At 64.3% G+C, this 17,945-nt stretch carries 15 protein-coding genes; 12 read left to right on the forward strand and 3 right to left on the reverse strand.

Translation table 11 applies throughout. The features are described from left to right. Positions 1-230: 230 nt before the first annotated feature. The 3 genes from P3W85_RS00270 (at position 231) to P3W85_RS00280 (ending at position 3,104) form a co-directional block, all read left to right on the forward strand. Positions 231-1,532 carry an MFS transporter gene (locus P3W85_RS00270; RefSeq protein WP_017227785.1) on the forward strand — a complete coding sequence of 434 codons (1,302 nt, stop codon included), beginning with the start codon at positions 231-233 and terminating at the stop codon, positions 1,530-1,532. 361 nt (positions 1,533-1,893) lie between these two features. Then, positions 1,894-2,442: a peroxiredoxin gene (locus P3W85_RS00275; RefSeq protein WP_017227784.1), complete on the forward strand. Its 549-nt coding sequence runs from the start codon at positions 1,894-1,896 to the stop codon at positions 2,440-2,442. 140 nt (positions 2,443-2,582) lie between these two features. Continuing rightward, positions 2,583-3,104 carry a carboxymuconolactone decarboxylase family protein gene (locus tag P3W85_RS00280; protein WP_017227783.1) on the forward strand — a complete coding sequence of 174 codons (522 nt, stop codon included), beginning with the start codon at positions 2,583-2,585 and terminating at the stop codon, positions 3,102-3,104. Positions 3,105-3,218: 114 nt separating this feature from the next. On the opposite strand, the gene P3W85_RS00285 is transcribed toward P3W85_RS00280, so the two are convergent. Beyond that, complete coding sequence (locus P3W85_RS00285) at positions 3,219-3,692, reverse strand: aminoacyl-tRNA deacylase (RefSeq protein WP_035812885.1); 474 nt, start codon at positions 3,690-3,692, stop codon at positions 3,219-3,221. Positions 3,693-4,031: 339 nt separating this feature from the next. Here P3W85_RS00285 and katG point away from each other — a divergent pair, with 339 nt between their 5' ends. Both katG and P3W85_RS00295 read left to right on the forward strand, forming a co-directional pair. Next, positions 4,032-6,212 carry a catalase/peroxidase HPI gene (gene katG, locus P3W85_RS00290; RefSeq protein ID WP_276263287.1) on the forward strand — a complete coding sequence of 727 codons (2,181 nt, stop codon included), beginning with the start codon at positions 4,032-4,034 and terminating at the stop codon, positions 6,210-6,212. A gap of 335 nt (positions 6,213-6,547) precedes the next feature. Continuing rightward, positions 6,548-7,129: a GNAT family N-acetyltransferase gene (locus P3W85_RS00295; protein ID WP_276263288.1), complete on the forward strand. Its 582-nt coding sequence runs from the start codon at positions 6,548-6,550 to the stop codon at positions 7,127-7,129. Positions 7,130-7,154: 25 nt separating this feature from the next. On the opposite strand, the gene ispF is transcribed toward P3W85_RS00295, so the two are convergent. After that, positions 7,155-7,664, reverse strand: a complete 510-nt coding sequence (gene ispF, locus P3W85_RS00300; RefSeq protein ID WP_017227779.1) for a 2-C-methyl-D-erythritol 2,4-cyclodiphosphate synthase — start codon at positions 7,662-7,664, stop codon at positions 7,155-7,157. A 59-nt stretch (positions 7,665-7,723) separates the two neighbouring features. Further along, complete coding sequence (ispD, locus tag P3W85_RS00305; RefSeq protein ID WP_035812874.1) at positions 7,724-8,509, reverse strand: 2-C-methyl-D-erythritol 4-phosphate cytidylyltransferase; 786 nt, start codon at positions 8,507-8,509, stop codon at positions 7,724-7,726. A gap of 394 nt (positions 8,510-8,903) precedes the next feature. On the opposite strand from ispD, the gene mfd reads away from it, so the two are divergent. From mfd to P3W85_RS00340, 7 genes are all read left to right on the forward strand, one after another. Beyond that, positions 8,904-12,365: a transcription-repair coupling factor gene (gene mfd / locus P3W85_RS00310; protein ID WP_276263289.1), complete on the forward strand. Its 3,462-nt coding sequence runs from the start codon at positions 8,904-8,906 to the stop codon at positions 12,363-12,365. A gap of 208 nt (positions 12,366-12,573) precedes the next feature. Further along, a complete protein-coding gene (gene argE, locus P3W85_RS00315) occupies positions 12,574-13,779 on the forward strand; it encodes an acetylornithine deacetylase (protein ID WP_276263290.1) in 1,206 nt (401 codons plus the stop codon). Positions 13,780-13,859: 80 nt separating this feature from the next. Next, complete coding sequence (locus P3W85_RS00320; protein WP_276263291.1) at positions 13,860-15,161, forward strand: MFS transporter; 1,302 nt, start codon at positions 13,860-13,862, stop codon at positions 15,159-15,161. Between the two features lie 380 nt (positions 15,162-15,541). Continuing rightward, on the forward strand, positions 15,542-15,829 hold the full coding sequence (locus P3W85_RS00325; protein ID WP_276263293.1) for a GNAT family N-acetyltransferase: 288 nt from the start codon (positions 15,542-15,544) through the stop codon (positions 15,827-15,829). 85 nt (positions 15,830-15,914) lie between these two features. Beyond that, on the forward strand, positions 15,915-16,478 hold the full coding sequence (locus P3W85_RS00330) for a GNAT family N-acetyltransferase (RefSeq protein WP_276263292.1): 564 nt from the start codon (positions 15,915-15,917) through the stop codon (positions 16,476-16,478). Positions 16,479-16,934: 456 nt separating this feature from the next. Further along, positions 16,935-17,450, forward strand: a complete 516-nt coding sequence (locus tag P3W85_RS00335) for an AAA family ATPase (protein WP_017225257.1) — start codon at positions 16,935-16,937, stop codon at positions 17,448-17,450. Beyond that, positions 17,447-17,923, forward strand: coding sequence for a MarR family winged helix-turn-helix transcriptional regulator (locus tag P3W85_RS00340; protein WP_017225256.1), 477 nt, complete (start codon positions 17,447-17,449; stop codon positions 17,921-17,923). The genes P3W85_RS00335 and P3W85_RS00340 overlap by 4 nt, the downstream gene beginning before the upstream one ends. Positions 17,924-17,945 lie beyond the last annotated feature (22 nt).

The raw sequence follows: 17,945 nt of genomic DNA on the forward strand, positions 1-17,945 counted from the left end.
AAATCCCCCTCCACTGACAGGTTTTCGACAGCTACTGATAGCAAATTGAAAGCCCATTGACAGCGTAATGACAGCCCTTCGCGCGCAAACTTGCCGCCATCAGCAGGACACCCCCAAGACCCAGTCCAGCCAAGGTGCTTCCCCCCGCAAAGCGGATCCGATGCCTGGCTGGCGCCCGACCAAAATCAAGCCACCGGAGCCCACCGGCGGCGTCTGAGAGAGACAGCCACATGTCAAGCTCCCCCACCCAGCAGCACGGGTTCCGTACCGTGTTCCGCGTTGTCAGCGGCAACTTCCTGGAAATGTACGACTTCATGGTGTACGGCTTCTACGCCGCCGCCATCGCCAAGACGTTTTTCCCCAGCGGCAACGAGTTCGCTTCGTTGATGCTTTCCCTCGCCACCTTCGGCGCGGGCTTCCTGATGCGGCCGCTTGGCGCCATTGTGCTCGGCGCTTATATCGACCATCACGGCCGCCGCAAGGGGCTGATCCTGACCCTGGTCCTGATGGCGCTCGGCACCTTGCTGATCGCCTGCGTGCCGGGCTATGCGTCCATCGGCGTGGCCGCGCCGCTGCTGGTGCTGGCGGGCCGCCTGTTGCAGGGCTTCTCGGCCGGCGTCGAGCTGGGCGGTGTGTCGGTCTACCTGGCGGAAATCGCCAAACCCGGCAAGAAAGGCTTCTACGTGGCCTGGCAATCGGCCAGCCAGCAGGTGGCGGTGATCTTCGCCGGCCTGCTCGGCGTGATCCTGCACTCCATGCTGTCGCCCGAGCAGATGGGTGAATGGGGCTGGCGCGTGCCGTTCCTGATCGGCTGCCTGATCGTGCCCTTCCTCTTCCTGATCCGCCGCTCGCTGGAGGAAACCGAGGAATTCAAGACCCGCAAGCATCGCCCCAGCATCAACGAGATCTACCGCTCGATGCTGGCCAACTGGCGCATCATCGTGGCCGGCTGCATGATGGTGGTGATGACGACGGTGTCGTTCTACATGATCACCGCCTACACGCCGACCTTCGGCAAGACCGTGCTCAAGCTCGACGACGTGGACAACCTGATCGTCACCATGTGCGTGGGGCTGTCCAACTTCATCTGGCTGCCGCTGATGGGCGCCCTGTCCGATCGCGTGGGCCGCAAGCCGCTGCTGGTGATCTTCACCATCGCCACGCTGCTCACCGCTTATCCGGCCGTGTCCTGGCTGGTGGCCGAGCCGTCGTTCGGCCGCCTGCTGATGGTCGAACTGTGGCTGTCTTTCCTGTACGGCAGCTATAACGGCGCCATGGTGGTGACGCTGACCGAAGTGATGCCGCCTGCCGTGCGCACCGCGGGCTTCTCGCTGGCCTACAGCCTGGCCACGGCGCTGTTCGGCGGCTTCACGCCGGCCATCTCGACCTACCTGATCCACAGCACCGGCAACAAGGCCGCCCCCGGCCTGTGGCTGATGTTCGCCGCCGCGTGCGGGCTGGTCGCCACGCTGGTGATCTTCCGCGGCGGCCGGCAACACGCCTATGCCGAACCTGCCGGCAAGGCGGCCTGAACCGCCTGGGTTTCACCTCGGCCGCCCGGCTGGGGTAGACTCCCTGCTTCCGGCAGGGCTGCACGTACCGCTGTTACCGGGCGAAATGGCCAAAATGGCCAAAATAGCCGAAACGGGGTGAAATGGCTGCGCTTGACATCGCGCCGCAACATGGCGCCATCAACATCACCGGTCGACGCGCACTGCCGGACGCGCGGCTCCCCGCCTGTGGCTATCGGGCTCTTTGAGAATATCAATTAGCCCCGCCCCCCGGGGATGACGCATAATCCATGTTCGTTGCGCGGCAGCCAGGTCCTGACCCGGTCAAGGCCTGGCTTGCACAGCGCAAGCGTCTCTCTTCAACCGTATCCAGGAGCAGTCTATGAAGACCGTTGGTGACAAGATCGAAGCCTTCCACGTCGTCGGTGTCAAGCCGGGTTTCAACAACCATGAAGAGAATGGCCAGTCGGCCTTTGAAGACATCACCGAGAAGTCGTTCGAAGGCAAGTGGAAGGTCATTTACTTCTACCCGAAGGACTTCACCTTCGTGTGCCCGACCGAGATCGTGGCCTTCGCCAAGCTCAACGGCGACTTCGCCGACCGCGACGCGATCGTGCTGGGCGGCTCGACCGACAACGAATTCGTCAAGCTGGCATGGCGCCGCGAGCACAAGGACCTGAACAAGCTGGACCAATGGCAATTCGCCGACGTGACCGGCTCGCTGATCGACCAGCTGGGCGTGCGTGACCACGCTGCCGGCGTTGCCCTGCGCGCCACCTTCATCGTCGATCCGACCAATGTCATCCAGCACGTGTCGGTGAACAACCTGAACGTCGGCCGTAACCCGGAGGAAGTGCTGCGTATCCTCGACGGCCTGCAAACCGACGAACTGTGCCCGTGCAACCGCGCTGTTGGCGGCGCCACGCTGTAAGCTGTAACACAGCTGGCATGCTGCACAAACTGCTGGCGACCTATTGCCGGCCGTTTGCGGCGATTGCGCGGCGGGTTTCGGCCCGCACCTCAAAACCCGCCATGGCGGGTTTTTTGAGCCCCTACCGATAGGAGATTTGTATGGAATTCCTCAGCACGATTAAAGGCCTCATCCCCGATTACGCCAAGGATATCCGCCTGAACCTGGACGGCACCATCGCCCGCTCCTCGCTGGAAGGCAACGATGCGGTCGCGGTAGCGCTGGCTGCGGCGTTCGCCGCCAAGAGCCGCGTGATCGTCGATGCGATCCGCGATGCTGGCGTGCTGTCGCCCGAGGAAACCAGCGCGGTGCTGACGGCGGCCGCGCTGATGGGCATGAACAACGTGTGGTATCCGTTCGTCGAGATGGCCGACGATCCCGATCTAGCCACCCAGCCGGCCGGCCTGCGCATGAACGCGTACGCCACGCATGGCGGCGTGGACAAGCGCCGCTTCGAGATGTACGCGCTGGCCGCGTCCATCGTCGGCAAGTGCCACTTCTGCATCAAGTCGCACTACACACTGCTCAAGAACGAGCAAGGCATGACGGCGCAGCAGCTGCGCGATGTAGGCCGCATTGCTGCCGTGGTGGTGGCCGCCGCCAACGTCATCGCTGCCGAGTAAGGCGCGGCAAGGCCAGTCAGCCCGGCGGCCATTCCGGGCCTGGGACGGCCGTCGGCGCAATGGCAAACGGCCGGCGCTCGCCGGCCGTTTGGCCTTCCGGTGAAGGTCCCTGCCCTACATCATCCGGTGCGCAAAATGCCCGCGCCGTGCGTCGGCCATCAGGTCGACGAATTGCTCGGTGCTCATGTGCACCAGTTCCTGGTGGTCGCCCGCTTCGAAGTAGACGTCGGGATGCGTCAGCAGGCTGTCGTCGAGCCAGGTCTGCGTGCCGTATGCCATACCGACCGGCGGGATCGCTCCGAGGCTGCAGTCCCTGAACACTTCGCGCACGCCATCCTCATGTGCAAGTGACAGCTTGCGGCCGGTCTGCTCGCAGATCTCCGACAGTTTCAGGTGGTGCGTGGAAGGGATCACGGCCGCAATGTAGCCTCTGTTGTCTTCCAGCAAAACGGTCTTGGCCAATCGGTCTCCGGGAATATGCGCAGCCTGCGCAGTAGCCATGCTGCTGGGGCTGTAGGGGTGAAGAACTGTGTCGAACCGGCTCTGCTTGTTGCGCAGGCATCTTGCCAGCGTGGTAGCCATGGTCATGATTGCACCCTCCGACGCGCTCATCGCGACAGTTGTCCGAATGCTATAAATATAGAAGTCCCGCCGGGCGGCAGCGGCGTCCGGCACGTAGCGGCGGTTGTCGTGGCATCCGATGCCCATGACGCACGCACAATCGAATCCATGGGGATGCGCGTCCAGGATTGCTTCGGACAGCTTTAGTCCTTCGGTACGGTGAAATTGCGTTCTAGGATGGTAGGGTCGACCGTGATGTCCGACGCAGTCCGGAATCCGAACACTGTCCCTTGAGGCTAGTCTCCAGTGAGGGCGAATAGTTACAGACGGTGTTACGTTGAATACAAGCGACCTAAGGAGACACCCATGACGACCGAAGCAAAGTGCCCGTTTCTTCATCCCGCCGGCGCCGGCCGATCTCTGCAGGAGTGGTGGCCAGAGCGGCTTAATCTGCATATCCTGCGTCAGAATTCCTCGCTGTCCGATCCGATGGGCAAGGATTTCAACTATGCGAAGGAATTCAGCAGCCTTGACCTGGCGGCCGTGAAGAAGGATCTGGAGGCGCTGATGACCGACTCGCAGCCCTGGTGGCCGGCGGACTTCGGTCACTACGGTCCGTTGTTCATTCGCATGGCATGGCATGCCGCAGGTACGTACCGCATCGGCGACGGGCGCGGCGGCGTCGGGACAGCCCAGCAGCGCTTCGCACCCACCAATAGCTGGCCTGACAACGTCAGTCTCGACAAGGCGCGCAGGCTGATCTGGCCGATCAAGCAAAAGTACGGTCGAAAGCTTTCATGGGGCGACCTCATCGTCCTTACCGGCAACGTCGCGCTGGAGTCGATGGGATTCAAGACCTTCGGCTTCGGCGGCGGGCGAGAGGACGTCTACGAGCCGGACGAATCCGTCTACTGGGGGAACGAAGCCCAGTGGCTGGCCGACAAGCGTTACAGCGGCAACCGGAATCTCGAAAATCCACTGGCAGCGGTGCAGATGGGCTTGATCTACGTGAATCCGGAAGGCCCGAATGGCAACCCGGACCCTCTCGCGGCAGCCATAGACATCCGCGAGACGTTCCGCCGCATGGCGATGAACGACGAAGAGACCGTTGCGCTGATCGCGGGCGGCCACGCCTTCGGCAAGACGCATGGCGCTGGTCCGGCGTCTCACGTGGGGCCCGAGCCCGAGGCTGCCGGCCTGGAGGAACAGGGTCTCGGCTGGCGCAGCAGCTTCGGCACAGGCAAGGGCGGTGACACCATCACCAGCGGGCTGGAAGTCATCTGGACCACCACGCCGACGAAGTGGAGCAACGACTACTTCAAGCACCTTTTCGAATATGAATGGGAGCTGACGAAGAGCCCGGCCGGCGCGAATCAGTGGAAGCCGAAGGGCGACGCGGGCGCCGGCACCGTGCCAGATCCTGCCGATCCATCGAAGCGTCGTTCCCCGTCCATGCTGACGACCGACCTCTCGCTGCGGTTCGACCCGATCTACGAGAAGATCTCGCGGCGGTTCTACCAGCATCCGGAGCAACTGGCCGATGCGTTTGCCCGTGCGTGGTTCAAGCTGACCCACCGCGACATGGGGCCGCGCGCACGTTATCTCGGCCCCGAAGTCCCGAAGGAAGAACTCCTCTGGCAAGACCCCATCCCGGCCGTCGATCATCCGCTGATCGATGCGCAGGATGTCGCGGCGCTCAAGGCCAAGGTGCTGGCTTCCGGGTTGAACATCCCGCAACTGGTGTCAACGGCGTGGGCATCGGCCTCGACGTTCCGCGGATCGGACAAACGTGGCGGCGCCAACGGCGCCCGCATCCGCCTTGCGCCGCAGAAAGACTGGGACGCCAACCAGCCGGCCGAACTGGCGAAGGTTCTGGCCACGCTGGAGGGCATCCAGGGCGAGTTCAACAAGGCACAGACCGGCGGCAAGAAGGTCTCGCTGGCCGACCTGATCGTGCTGGCCGGTTGCGCGGCGGTCGAGCAGGCGGCGAAGCATGCCGGCCACGATGTCACGGTGCCCTTCTCGCCGGGACGCATGGACGCCTCGCAGGAGAAGACCGACCTCGATGCCATGGTGGTGCTCGAACCGGTCGCGGACGGGTTCCGTAACTACCTGCAAGGCAAGTTCTCCATCCCGTCCGAGGCGCTACTGGTCGACAAGGCGCAACTGCTGAGGCTGACGGTACCGGAGATGACGGTGCTGGTAGGCGGCATGCGGGTGCTGGACGCCAATTTCGGCAAGTCTCAACATGGCGTCTTCACGAAGCGCCCCGGGACGCTGACCAACGACTTCTTCGTGAACCTGCTCGACACGGGAACAGAGTGGAAGCCGGTGTCGGACGACAAGGACGTGTTCGAAGGACACGACCGCAACACAGGTGGGCTCAAGTGGACCGGCACGCGTGTCGATCTCGTCTTCGGCTCGAACTCCGAGCTTCGGGCCGTTGCTGAGGTGTATGGCGGCGCGGATGCCCAGGAGAAGTTCGTCCAGGACTTTGCGGCGGCCTGGAACAAGGTGATGAACCTAGATCGCTTCGATCTCAGGTGACAGCGTACGCTGGGCCTCGAAGGTGCCAGGCGGCAGTCAGATGGGGCCGGTCGCAGGACCGGCCCTTCTTTCGCATGAGCGCCTTCAACGCCCCCTCTTCCACCTTCCCGCCCTGGTGGAAGCCGATGGCGCGGCACCCAGGCCGTAAGCAGTTGAATAGTTTACGATTCCTGTTCGTTGCCTGACCCGCCGGAAACCCGCATGGTGACGCTCCACAGTTGGCCGGACCTGCGGCGCAAGCCTATTGCCGCCAAGCCAAGTCGGTAATTCACTGACTGCATTTGTGCACCGAAGGGCCTACAATCCAGCAAGGTCACAGTCTTTACCCCGCAACCATGAGCACCCTTCCTTCGCATACCTCTCCCCGCTTTCACTACCGGCTCGCCGCCGTGCAGGACTGGGGCGATATTGCCGCGGTGACGCAGCAGGCCTATGGCCAGTATGAACTGGAGATCATGGAGGACTGCCGCGAGTCCTTCCAGCAAGGCATGAAATCCGTGCTCGCCGCGTCGACTTCGGAAATGGAATGGTGGGTGGCGGAAACCGATCACGGCATCAGCGGCGCCGTACTGTTCTGCCATCCCGGCGCGACCCTGCAGGCGCTGGATGGCAGCACCATCACGCTGGGCTTGCCCGAAGCCCGCCTGCTGGCGGTGAGCCCGCAGGCACGCGGCCTGGGCCTGGGCCGCACGCTGATGCAGGTCTGCATCCAGCGCGCGCGCGATATCGGCGCCAACGCGCTGCTGGTGCGGACCATGCCGGAGATGAAATCCGCCAACCAGCTCTGCCAGCAGATGGGCTTCGTCAAGCGCACCGAGGCCGGCGCGCGGTCGGGCCCGATGGCTCGGCTGATCGACTACGTCTATGCGCTGCCGCCCGTACCCGCAGCCGAGCCAGGCGCCACAGGCAACCGCTAGGCGCCCCGGGGCGCCACCCGCCCCTTCAATCCTGTACCGTGGTGATCGTGCCGCGCCAGAGCAGCACCACCGCCTGCGCCACGATACCCTCCTGACGGCCCTCGAAACCCAGCTTCTCGTTGGTCTTGGCCTTGACGTTGCAACTGGCGGCGGGCAGGCCCAGGTCTTCGGCCAGGTTCGCCACCATGGCGCCGATATGCGGCGCCAGCTTCGGCGCCTGCGCGATCACGGTCGCATCCACATTGCCGATCTCATAGCCGGCTTCGCGCACGCGGCGGGCGGCCTCGCGCAACAGCGCGCGGCTGTCCGCGCCCTTGAAGCGCGCATCGGTATCGGGAAAATGACGGCCGATATCGCCCAGGCCGGCCGCGCCGAACAGCGCATCGGTAATGGCGTGGAGCAAGGCATCCGCGTCGGAATGGCCAAGCAGGCCGCGATCATGGGGGATGTCCACTCCGCCCAGGATGAGCTTGCGGCCGGGCACCAGCGCGTGCACGTCGTAGCCTTGGCCGACGCGGATATCGAATGGGGTCATGGAAGCAGCACTCCTTGTTGAGTCAGGGTCAGGGTCAGGGTCAGGATTAACGATGGCGTTCAAGGCTTGGCGGGGCCGGCCTCGGCCCCCTCGCCCAGCAGCAATTCGGCCAGCGCGAAGTCTTCCGGATAAGTCACCTTGAAATTGCGCAGCGAGCCGTTGACCAGGCGCGGATGCAGGCCGAGCCGTTCGATGGCGCTGGCTTCGTCCGTCACCACCGCCCCCGCTGCCAGCGCCTCCTGCAGTGCCTGCCGGAGTACGCCGAGGCGGAACATCTGCGGCGTCTGTGCCTGCCACAGGCCTTCACGCGGGACGGTCGCGCCGATGCGCACCACGGCCTCCGGCTGTCCGCCGGAAGCCGGATCGGCGCGCTTGAGCGTATCGGGCACCGGCACCGCCAGGATGCCGCCGATGGCGGCGTCGGGGCCATCTTCGTCCGCGCCGCCCTCGCCTTCCACCGCGCGCACCAGCGCGTGGATCATGGCGGGCGTCAGGCCGGGACGGGCCGCATCGTGCACCAGCACCCAGTCGCGGTCGGTGGCACCGAGTTGCGCCAGGTGATGCAAGCCGGCCAGCACCGAGGCATGGCGCGTGTCGCCGCCCACGAAAGCGGTATCGAAGCGCAGGCCGGCAAACGCCGCGGCGCCGAAACGGGACTCCAGCGGCATATCGTCCGGCGACAGCACCAGCGCGGTGGCGCTGATGGCATCGCAGGCGGCAAAGGCGGCCAGCGCATACCAGATCATCGGCCGGCCGGCTACGGTCTGGTATTGCTTGGGCAGGCTGCCGCCGGCACGGCTGCCGGTACCGGCACAAGGAATCAGGGCAAAACGGCGAGCAGACACGGATAGCGCAGGGAACAAGGTGGGTGCGGTGCACGGGACACGGAGCAAGGCCCGGCTTCGATACCCCCTCGGCGGGGACCGGGAAACGCGGCACTTGAAACGCGGATTTCGGAGCGCATTCTATAATACGGCCTTCGCTCGCGGACATGCGGGCGACGAAAGCGCAGTGCCCCGGCTGTCCGGGGCGCCGCATGCTCCGCCTACACCCCCGCCCGCGATGCCGGCGGGGTGTCGCTGTTGCATGGCCGCGTTTTTTGCCATGTCTTTGCCATGGCATTTCCCACAGCCATACATGTGTAACGTCATACCGCCATAACGCCATAACGCCATAACGCCTGCAACGTCTGCAACGTCTGCAGTACCCGCAAGCAAGCCAACCGCCAGCCCGTACCCGATGCCCGAAGCCAATCGTCCCGCCCCCTTCGCCAACCTTCCCCTGGTCAAGGCCGGCCAACGCAACACCGTAGCCGGCCTGCCAGGCTCCGCCGACGCCCTGGCGCTGGCCGCCTACGCCAGCCAGCACCGCGAGCGCGTGCCGATGCTGGCCGTGGTGTGCGCCAACGCGGTCGACGCGCAGCGGCTGGCGGACGAGATCCCCTGGTTCGCGCCTGGCCTGCGGGTACGCCTGCTGCCCGACTGGGAAACCCTGCCCTACGACAGCTTCTCGCCGCACCAGGACCTGGTCTCCGAGCGGCTGGCGACCCTGCACGACATCCAGGGCGGCCAGTGCGACATCATGCTGGTGCCGGCGCAGACCGCGCTTTACCGTCTCGCGCCGCCCGCCTTCCTGGCGGCCTATACCTTCTTCTTCAAACAAGGCGAGAAACTCGACGAGGCCGCGCTCAAGGCGCAGTTCACGCTGGCCGGCTACGAGCACGTGAGCGCCGTGATGCGGCCCGGCGAATACAGCGTGCGCGGCGGCCTGATCGACCTGTACCCGATGGGCTCGCCGCTGCCCTACCGGATCGACCTGTTCGGCGACGAGATCGAGACCATCCGCGCCTTCGATCCGGACACCCAGCGCAGCCTCTATCCCGTCAAGGAAGTGCGCCTGCTGCCGGGCCGCGAATTCCCGCTCGACGAAAGCGCGCGCACCGCCTTCCGCGGCCGCTGGCGCGAGCAGTTCGAGGGCGATCCAAGCAAATCGCCGATCTACAAGGACATTGGCAACGGCGTGCCGTCGGCCGGCATCGAGTACTACCTGCCGCTGTTCTTCGAAAGCACGGCAACCGTATTCGACTACCTGCCCGCCGACAGCCAGCTCGCCTTCGTCGGCGACGTGCATGAGGCCATCCGCCGCTTCTGGGCCGACACCACGCAGCGCTACAACTTCATGCGCCACGACCGCGAGCGTCCGCTGCTGGCGCCCGCTGGCCTGTTCCTGCCGGAAGAGCAGTTCTTTGCCGGCGCCAAGCCGCTGGCGCGTCTGGTGCTGCAGGCCGCCGGCAACGCGGACACCGCCCCGCTGGCCGAAACGCTGCCCGACGTCTCCGTCAACCGGCGCGCCGAAGATCCGCTGGTCAACCTGGAAGCCCTGCTGCTGAAAAAAGACCGGCGCGTGCTGATGTGCGCGGACTCCGCCGGCCGGCGCGAGACCCTGTTGCAACTGTTCGGCGAGAGCGGGCTGCGCCCGTTGCCGATCGACGACTTCGCCGCCTTCCTGGCGGGCGACTCGCATTTCTCCATCGTGGTGGCGCCGCTGCAAAGCGGCTTCGCCCTGCCCGCAACGGACGGCGGCGAGCCGCTGGCCTTCGTCACCGAGGCCGAGCTCTACGCCGGCACCGCGCGCCGCGTGGGCCGGCGCAAGCAGGAGCAGGCCAGCGCCGTCGACTCGATGGTGCGCGACCTGGCCGAGCTGAAGATCGGCGACCCGGTGGTGCACAGCGAGCACGGCATCGGCCGCTACCAGGGCCTGGTCACGCTGGACATGGGCCAGGGCGACGAGGAATTCCTGCACCTGGACTACGAGAAAGGCAGCAAGCTGTACGTACCGGTGCACCAGCTGCACGTGATCTCGCGCTACTCCGGCGCCGACCCCGACACCGCGCCGCTACACCAGCTCGGCTCCGGCCAGTGGGACCGCGCCAAGCGCAAGGCGGCGCAGCAGATCCGCGATACCGCCGCGGAGCTGCTCAACCTGTACGCGCGCCGCGCCTTGCGCCAGGGCCATGCCTTCGAGCTCACGCCCAAGGACTACGAGAAATTCGCCGAAAGCTTCGGCTTCGAGGAAACGCCGGACCAGGCCGCCGCCATCGCCGCGGTGATCGCCGACATGACCTCGGGCAAACCGATGGACCGCCTGGTATGCGGCGACGTGGGCTTCGGCAAGACCGAGGTGGCGCTGCGCGCGGCCTTCGTCGCCGTCATGGGCGGCAAGCAGGTGGCCATGCTGGCGCCCACCACGCTGCTGGCGGAGCAGCATTTCCAGAACCTCTCCGACCGCTTCGCCGAATGGCCGGTGCGCATCGTGGAACTGTCGCGTTTCAAGACCAAGAAGGAGATCGACGGCGCCATCAAGCAGATCAACGACGGCACCGCCGACATCGTGATCGGCACGCACAAGATGCTGTCGGACGATGTCCGCTTCCAGCGCCTGGGCCTGGTCATCATCGACGAGGAACACCGGTTCGGCGTGCGCCAGAAGGAAGCGCTGAAGACCCTGCGCGCCGAGGTCGACGTGCTGACCCTGACCGCCACGCCGATCCCGCGCACGCTGGGCATGGCGCTGGAAGGCCTGCGCGATTTCTCGGTGATCGCCACCGCGCCGCAAAAGCGCCTGGCCATCAAGACCTTCGTGCGGCGCGAGGAAGACGGCGTGCTGCGCGAGGCCATCCTGCGCGAGCTCAAGCGCGGCGGCCAGGTCTACTTCCTGCACAACGAAGTCGAGACCATCGAGAACAAGCGCGCCAAACTGGCGGAACTGGTGCCGGAAGCGCGCATCGCGGTGGCGCACGGCCAGATGCACGAGCGCGAGCTGGAACGCGTGATGCGGGATTTCGTGGCGCGGCGCGACAACATCCTGCTGTGCACCACCATCATCGAGACCGGCATCGACGTGCCGACCGCCAACACCATCCTGATCCACCGCTCCGACAAGTTCGGCCTGGCGCAGCTGCACCAGCTGCGCGGCCGGGTCGGGCGCTCGCACCACCAGGCCTACGCCTATATGCTGGTGCATGACGTGGAGGGCCTGAGCAAGCTGGCCCAGCGCCGGCTGGAAGCCATCCAGCAGATGGAGGAACTGGGCTCGGGCTTCTACCTGGCCATGCACGACCTGGAAATCCGCGGCGCGGGCGAAGTGCTGGGCGACAAGCAATCCGGCGAAATCCACGAGATCGGCTTCCAGCTCTACACCGATATGCTCAATGCCGCCGTCAAGGCGCTCAAGGCCGGCAAGGAGCCCGACCTGATGGCGCCGCTGGCCGCCACCACCGAGATCAACCTCGGCACCCCGGCCCTGCTGCCCAACGACTATTGCACCGACGTGCACGAGCGGCTCTCGCTGTACAAGCGGCTGGCCAACTGCGAGGCGGCCGAGCGCGTCGACGATATCCAGGAGGAACTGATCGACCGCTTCGGCCGCCTGCCGGCGCAGGCCCAGGCCCTGATCGAGACCCACCGGCTGCGCATTGCCGCGGTGCCGCTGGGCGTGCGCAAGATCGACGCCGGCGAGGCCGTGATCAGCATGCAGTTCCTGCCCAACCCGCCGATCGACGCCATGAAGATCATCGACCTGGTGCAGAAGAACCGCCATATCAAGCTGGCCGGCCAGGACAAGCTGCGCATCGAAGCCAAGATGCCGGATGTGGCAGTGCGTGCGCAGACCATCAAGCACACGCTGAGGCAGCTGGCCTGATTGTTGGCCCGATTGTTGGCCCATTAACTGGCCCATTAACTGGCCCATTAACTGGCCGGATAACTGGCCGATCATTACCGCACCGAAGCCCGCCAGCCGCGCATGCCGCCGGGGCGGGCCGCGATGGTGCACCGTGCATGGACCCGCGGCCCGGCTCGGTGTAGCATCATTTACTTAACACGTTACCAAAAGCCAAAGGCCCCTAGCCATGCAAGCCGATACCCTCAGCAAGCCTGCCGACGCCGCCACCCGCGGCAGCGCGATCGACTGGACCCAGCGCCTGGTCAGCTACGACACCACCAGCCGCCACTCCAACCTCGGCCTGATCGAGGCGGTGCGCGACCATTTCCTGGCCAAGGGCCTGCGCCCCCACCTGAGCTACAACCCGCAGGGCGACAAGGCCAACCTGTTCGTCACCGTGCCCGCCGCCAACGGCAGCACCGACGGCGGCATCGTGCTGTCCGGCCACACCGACGTGGTGCCCGTGGACGGCCAGAACTGGACCACCGACCCGTTCAAGCCGGTGATCCGCGACGGCCGCCTGTACGGCCGCGGCACCTGCGACATGAAAGGCTTCATCGGCACCAGCCTGGCGCTGCTGCCCACCATCCTGCAGGCCAAACTGCGCGAGCCGGTGCACTACGCGCTGTCATTCGACGAAGAAATCGGCTGCATGGGCGCGCCCTACCTGCTGGCGGAGCTGCGCGAGCGCGGCGTGCGCCCGGCCGGCTGCATCGTCGGCGAGCCCACCAGCATGCGCGTGATCGTGGCGCACAAGGGCATCAACGCCTACCGCTGCTGCGTCAAGGGCCAGGCCGCGCATTCGTCGCTCACGCCCAAGGGCGTCAACGCCATCGAATACGCCGCGCGCCTGATCTGCTTCATCCGCGACATCGCCGACGAGTTCAAGGCCAACGGCCCCTACGACCGCGACTTCGACGTGCCCTTCACCACCGCCCAGACCGGCACCATCCAGGGCGGCATCGCGCTCAACACCATCCCGGCGCTGTGCGAGTTCGTATTCGAGTTCCGCAACCTGCCCGGCGTCGATCCCGAAGCCATCTTCGCCCGCATCCAGGGCTACGCCAACGAAGTGCTGCTGCCCAAGATGCGCGCCGAGCATGGCGACGCCGGCCTCACCATCAGCAAGATCGCCGCCGCGCCCTCGCTCGACGTGGCCGAGCAGGAAGCCATCACGCAACTGGTGCGCGCGCTGACCGCCGACCGCGACGTCAACAAGGTGGCCTACGGCACCGAGGCCGGCCTGTTCCAGCGCGCCGGCATCCCGGCCGTGGTGTGCGGCCCCGGCGATATCCAGCAGGCCCACAAGCCCGACGAGTTCGTCGAGCTGGAGCAGCTTGCCGCCTGCGAGTCCTTCCTGCGCAAGGTGGTGGACAGCCTGCGCGTCAGCTAAACCGTTTTCCGTTGTAGCCGGCCCGCCCGCAAAGGCGGGCCGGTCGTTGCGTCATGTCCAAAAAATAACAGGGAGACACCATGACAGCAGTATCGGCAAGCGGCACCAGCAAACCGCAGGCGGGCGTGGCCGCGCCCGCCTCGCGCCACCCGTGGCGCGCGGTCATCTCGGCCTCCATCGGCAACGCGCTGGAGTGGTTCGACCTGGTGGTCTACGGCTTCTTCGCCGTCACCATCTCCGCGCTGTTCTTCCCCAACCATGACGAAAACACCTCGCTGCTGCTGACGCTGGGCACCTTCGGCGTGTCCTTCTTCATGCGGCCGCTGGGCGCGGTGGTGATCGGCGTCTACGCCGACCGCAAAGGACGGCGCGCCGCGCTGACGCTGTCCATCCTGCTGATGATGGTGGGCACGCTGATCATCGCGCTGCTGCCCACCTATGCCTCGATCGGCGTATTGGCGCCTGTGGGCATCGTGCTGGCGCGCATGATCCAGGGCTTCTCGGCCGGCGGCGAATTCGGCAGCGCCACCGCCTTCCTGGCCGAGCATGCGCGCGAGCGGCGCGGCTTCTACTCCAGCTTCCAGGTCGCCAGCCAGGGCCTCACCACCCTGCTGGCCGCCGGCTTCGGCGCGGTGCTCACCACCACCCTCGCGCCCGAGCAGATGCAGGCCTGGGGCTGGCGCGTGCCCTTCCTGTTCGGCCTGCTGATCGGCCCGGTGGCCTACTACATCCGCCGCCACGTCGACGAAACGCCGGAATTCCTCCATGCCGAAACCACCGAGACCCCGCTGCGCGACACCCTCGGCCACCAGAAGGAACGCCTGCTGCTGGCCATGGGCGTGGTGATCGTGGCCACGGTATCGACCTACCTGGTCCTGTACATGCCCACCTACGCGGTCAAGCAGCTCGGCCTGCCGCCGTCCACCGCCTTTGCCGCCACGCTGGCCACGGGCGTGGTGCAGATGCTGTTCGCGCCGCTGGTCGGGCACTGGTCCGACCGCTACGGACGCATTCCCCCCATGCGCATCGCCGCGCTGCTGTTGCTGGTAACGATCTGGCCGCTGTTCTGGCTGCTCAGCCACCACCCCGGCTTCGGCGTGATGCTGGCGGTGCAGGTAACGCTGGGGCTGATGATGACGCTGTACTTCGGCGCGCTGCCCGCGCTGGCGGCCGAAATCTTCCCGGTCAAGACCCGCACCACCGGCCTATCGCTCAGCTACAACATCGCGGTGACCATCTTCGGCGGCTTTGCCCCCTTCATCCTCACCTGGCTGATCGGCGTGACCGGCAGCAAGCTCGCCCCCAGCTTCTACCTGATCGCCTGCGCCGCCATCAGCCTGTTCGCGCTGGCGCGCACGCGCAGCCGCCTGGGCATCCGCTAGGCCACACCGCTGGCGGGGCGCCAGCGGCGCAAAGAAGAACACAGAACAAAAAAACAAGCACGACCAACTGTGGGGCACCAAAGCAAATGGTCGCCGAAGGCGTGCTGGACAACCCCAAGGTCGACGCCATCTTCGGCCTGCACGTCACCAGCGGCATCGAATCCGGCAAGCTCGGCTGGCGCAGCGGCCCCGCCACCCAACGTTTTGAGTTGAAGCGCCACGCTCTCCATGAACCTCAGGATAGTCTCCATCCCATGCCTAGCATTGCGATCAGTACCGCCACGGCGGAAGAGGCAAGCGATATCGGTGCGAATCTGCGGCAGTTCAACAGAACGGCCATTGGCAACTACGATATCCAACCAATCCGCTTGATAGCTCGAATGCCGGAGGGGCGTATCGTGGGCGGCCTCAACGGGCACGTCATGATGCAGTGGCTCGGCGTAAATGTCATCTGGATCGCCGAAGATGCAAGAGGCCAGGGGATAGGCTCACGCCTCCTGCTGCAGGCGGAATCCAGCGCCAGGGCACTTGGCGCGCACGGCGCCTACCTGGATACGTTCGAATGGCAAGCGGCACCGTTCTATATGAAGCACGGATACGCTGAGTTTGGCAGGCTAGACGACTTCCCTCCTGGCTCGTATCGGCTTTTCATGAGCAAGCGTTTCTGATGTCGCTTCTTGCTGGCTGTTGTCGGCCAACAGCGGACGCTCATGCTAGAAACTTGGCAGCAAAAAATGCGGTGCGGATAAATTGATGATGCACATTCACGAAATAGAGACCGATCGATTGCGCCTTCGACAATGGCAAGACTCTGACTACCCCATCTTTGCGCGAATGAATGCGGATGCAGAGACTATGCGCTTTTTCCCCACCACACTTACGGTGGAGCAGAGCAATGCCATGGCGCAGTACTGCCGCGACCTCATTGAGCAGCAAGGTTGGGGGGTTTGGGCAGTGGAAGAAAAAGCGACCGCAGCATTTATTGGCTTCATCGGCTTGCATATACCCACGGATGAACTGCCTTTTTCTCCCTGCGTTGAAATTGCTTGGCGGCTAGCGATAACAGCATGGGGTAAGGGTTTTGCTACAGAAGGTGCAAGTGCGACACTCTCCTTTGCATTTGGTCAGTTAGCCATGCCAGAAATCGTCTCCTTTACAGCATTGAACAACACTCCCTCTGTGCGTGTTATGCAACGACTTGGCATGAGACGAGACGCTCAGACGTTCGAGCATCCTTCGCTCCCCTCGGGGCACACCTTGCGCGAACACGTTTTGTATCGTGCGTTCCCAGGCGAACGAGCAATAGCGTTTATGTAGCCATGGCCCAACCGCAAAAAACATAGAGTGTCTGCTTTGGGGCGGGAAGCGCCAGCCGAAGGCCGGCCGGCGTAGGTCGCCTGCCGGCCAAGAACGGCCGTTTGAGATAGAAGCCTAGATTGCGTGCAATCTCCGTCTGCGGAGCATGTAGGTAGGTCGCAACTACCCTCATCGTGGCGCCTTGCCGCATAAAATCTCAGCGCCGACCCATTAGGACCAATAGACGGCGAGAGTTTTCGCTCAGCACAATCGCTGCCTCCTTCGTGGAAATACCCCAGATGCCAAGCGGTGAGGTCAGCGCTCCAAGGCGGTACGGGCTTGTCATCAACCCGTGCAAACGGGCCATCGCTCTCTGGAAGAACAAGGTGCTGGGTTCAGACTCTATCCCCCTTGTCATTGCCAAATGATTGCGTCATACTTGAGCAATCAAGTATTGATCACTCAAGGGCTAAAAGCATGAATACACAGCCGCAAACCGCTCACCTTATCTACGGACCCACTGCTGCTGGGAAGTCAACCTTCGCCCGAAAGCTGGCTGTACAGGCTAATGGCGTTCGGTTTGCCATCGACGAGTGGATGCACGCAATGTTTGGCAGTGATGTACCAAGCTCGAAGGACATGGCATGGGTAATGCCTCGTGTGGCCAGGTGTCAGGCTCAGATCTGGTCGGTTGCAGAGCAAATCCTTGGAACGGGAACGGATGTCGTTCTGGAGCTTGGCTTACTCCGAAGAGCCGATCGGGCCGCAATCAAGTCCAAGGTGGAGCAAGCAGGACATGTCGCAGTTTTCCACTTTGTGGATGCCGATTTGGCGATACGCAGAGAACGCGTGCTTCGCAGGAACATCGAGAAAGGAGAAACCTATTCGTTCGATGTCACACCCGTGATGTTCGAAGCGATGGAGTCTTACTTTGAACGACCAACTGAAAGTGAGCTGTCGATCTCACGGCGTCAAGGAGTTTCGGAAAAATGAGTACCGCCGTGGATACGCTTGGTTCACGCAGTGGCACGGACATGGGACTAGATTTCTGCATCAGGTTGTCGCGTGCCCATGCGACCGTAATGAGACGCCTTGACAGCGTGTTGTCAGGCCTACATGGGCTTAGTTTTTCCGATTTCATGATCCTCTACTACCTTGAGCGCGCGCCAAGCGCTAAGCTGCGCCGGGTCGATTTGGCCGAGCGCTTGGGGTTGACGGCTTCTGGTGTGACGCGAAGCCTCCTGCCCTTAGAAAAGTTGGGATTGGTGTCACGACAGACGGACCCAAGGGATGCACGTGTCGGCTACGCAACCCTGACTGAATCGGGGCGTCAACTGTTGGGCTATGCGGTCGCGTCAGCGGGCGTGGTTGCACAAGAATCAACCGACCTGGTGCCAGTAGACCAAATCGAAACGATGTCCGTTCTTCTTGGGCGACTGGCGGGGATGAATTCAGCAAACAGCTGAGATTCTGGACGCAGGGCAACGG

Origin of the sequence: Cupriavidus basilensis (assembly GCF_029335485.1) — a bacterium.
Taxonomy (GTDB): Bacteria; Pseudomonadota; Gammaproteobacteria; order Burkholderiales; family Burkholderiaceae; genus Cupriavidus; species Cupriavidus basilensis_E.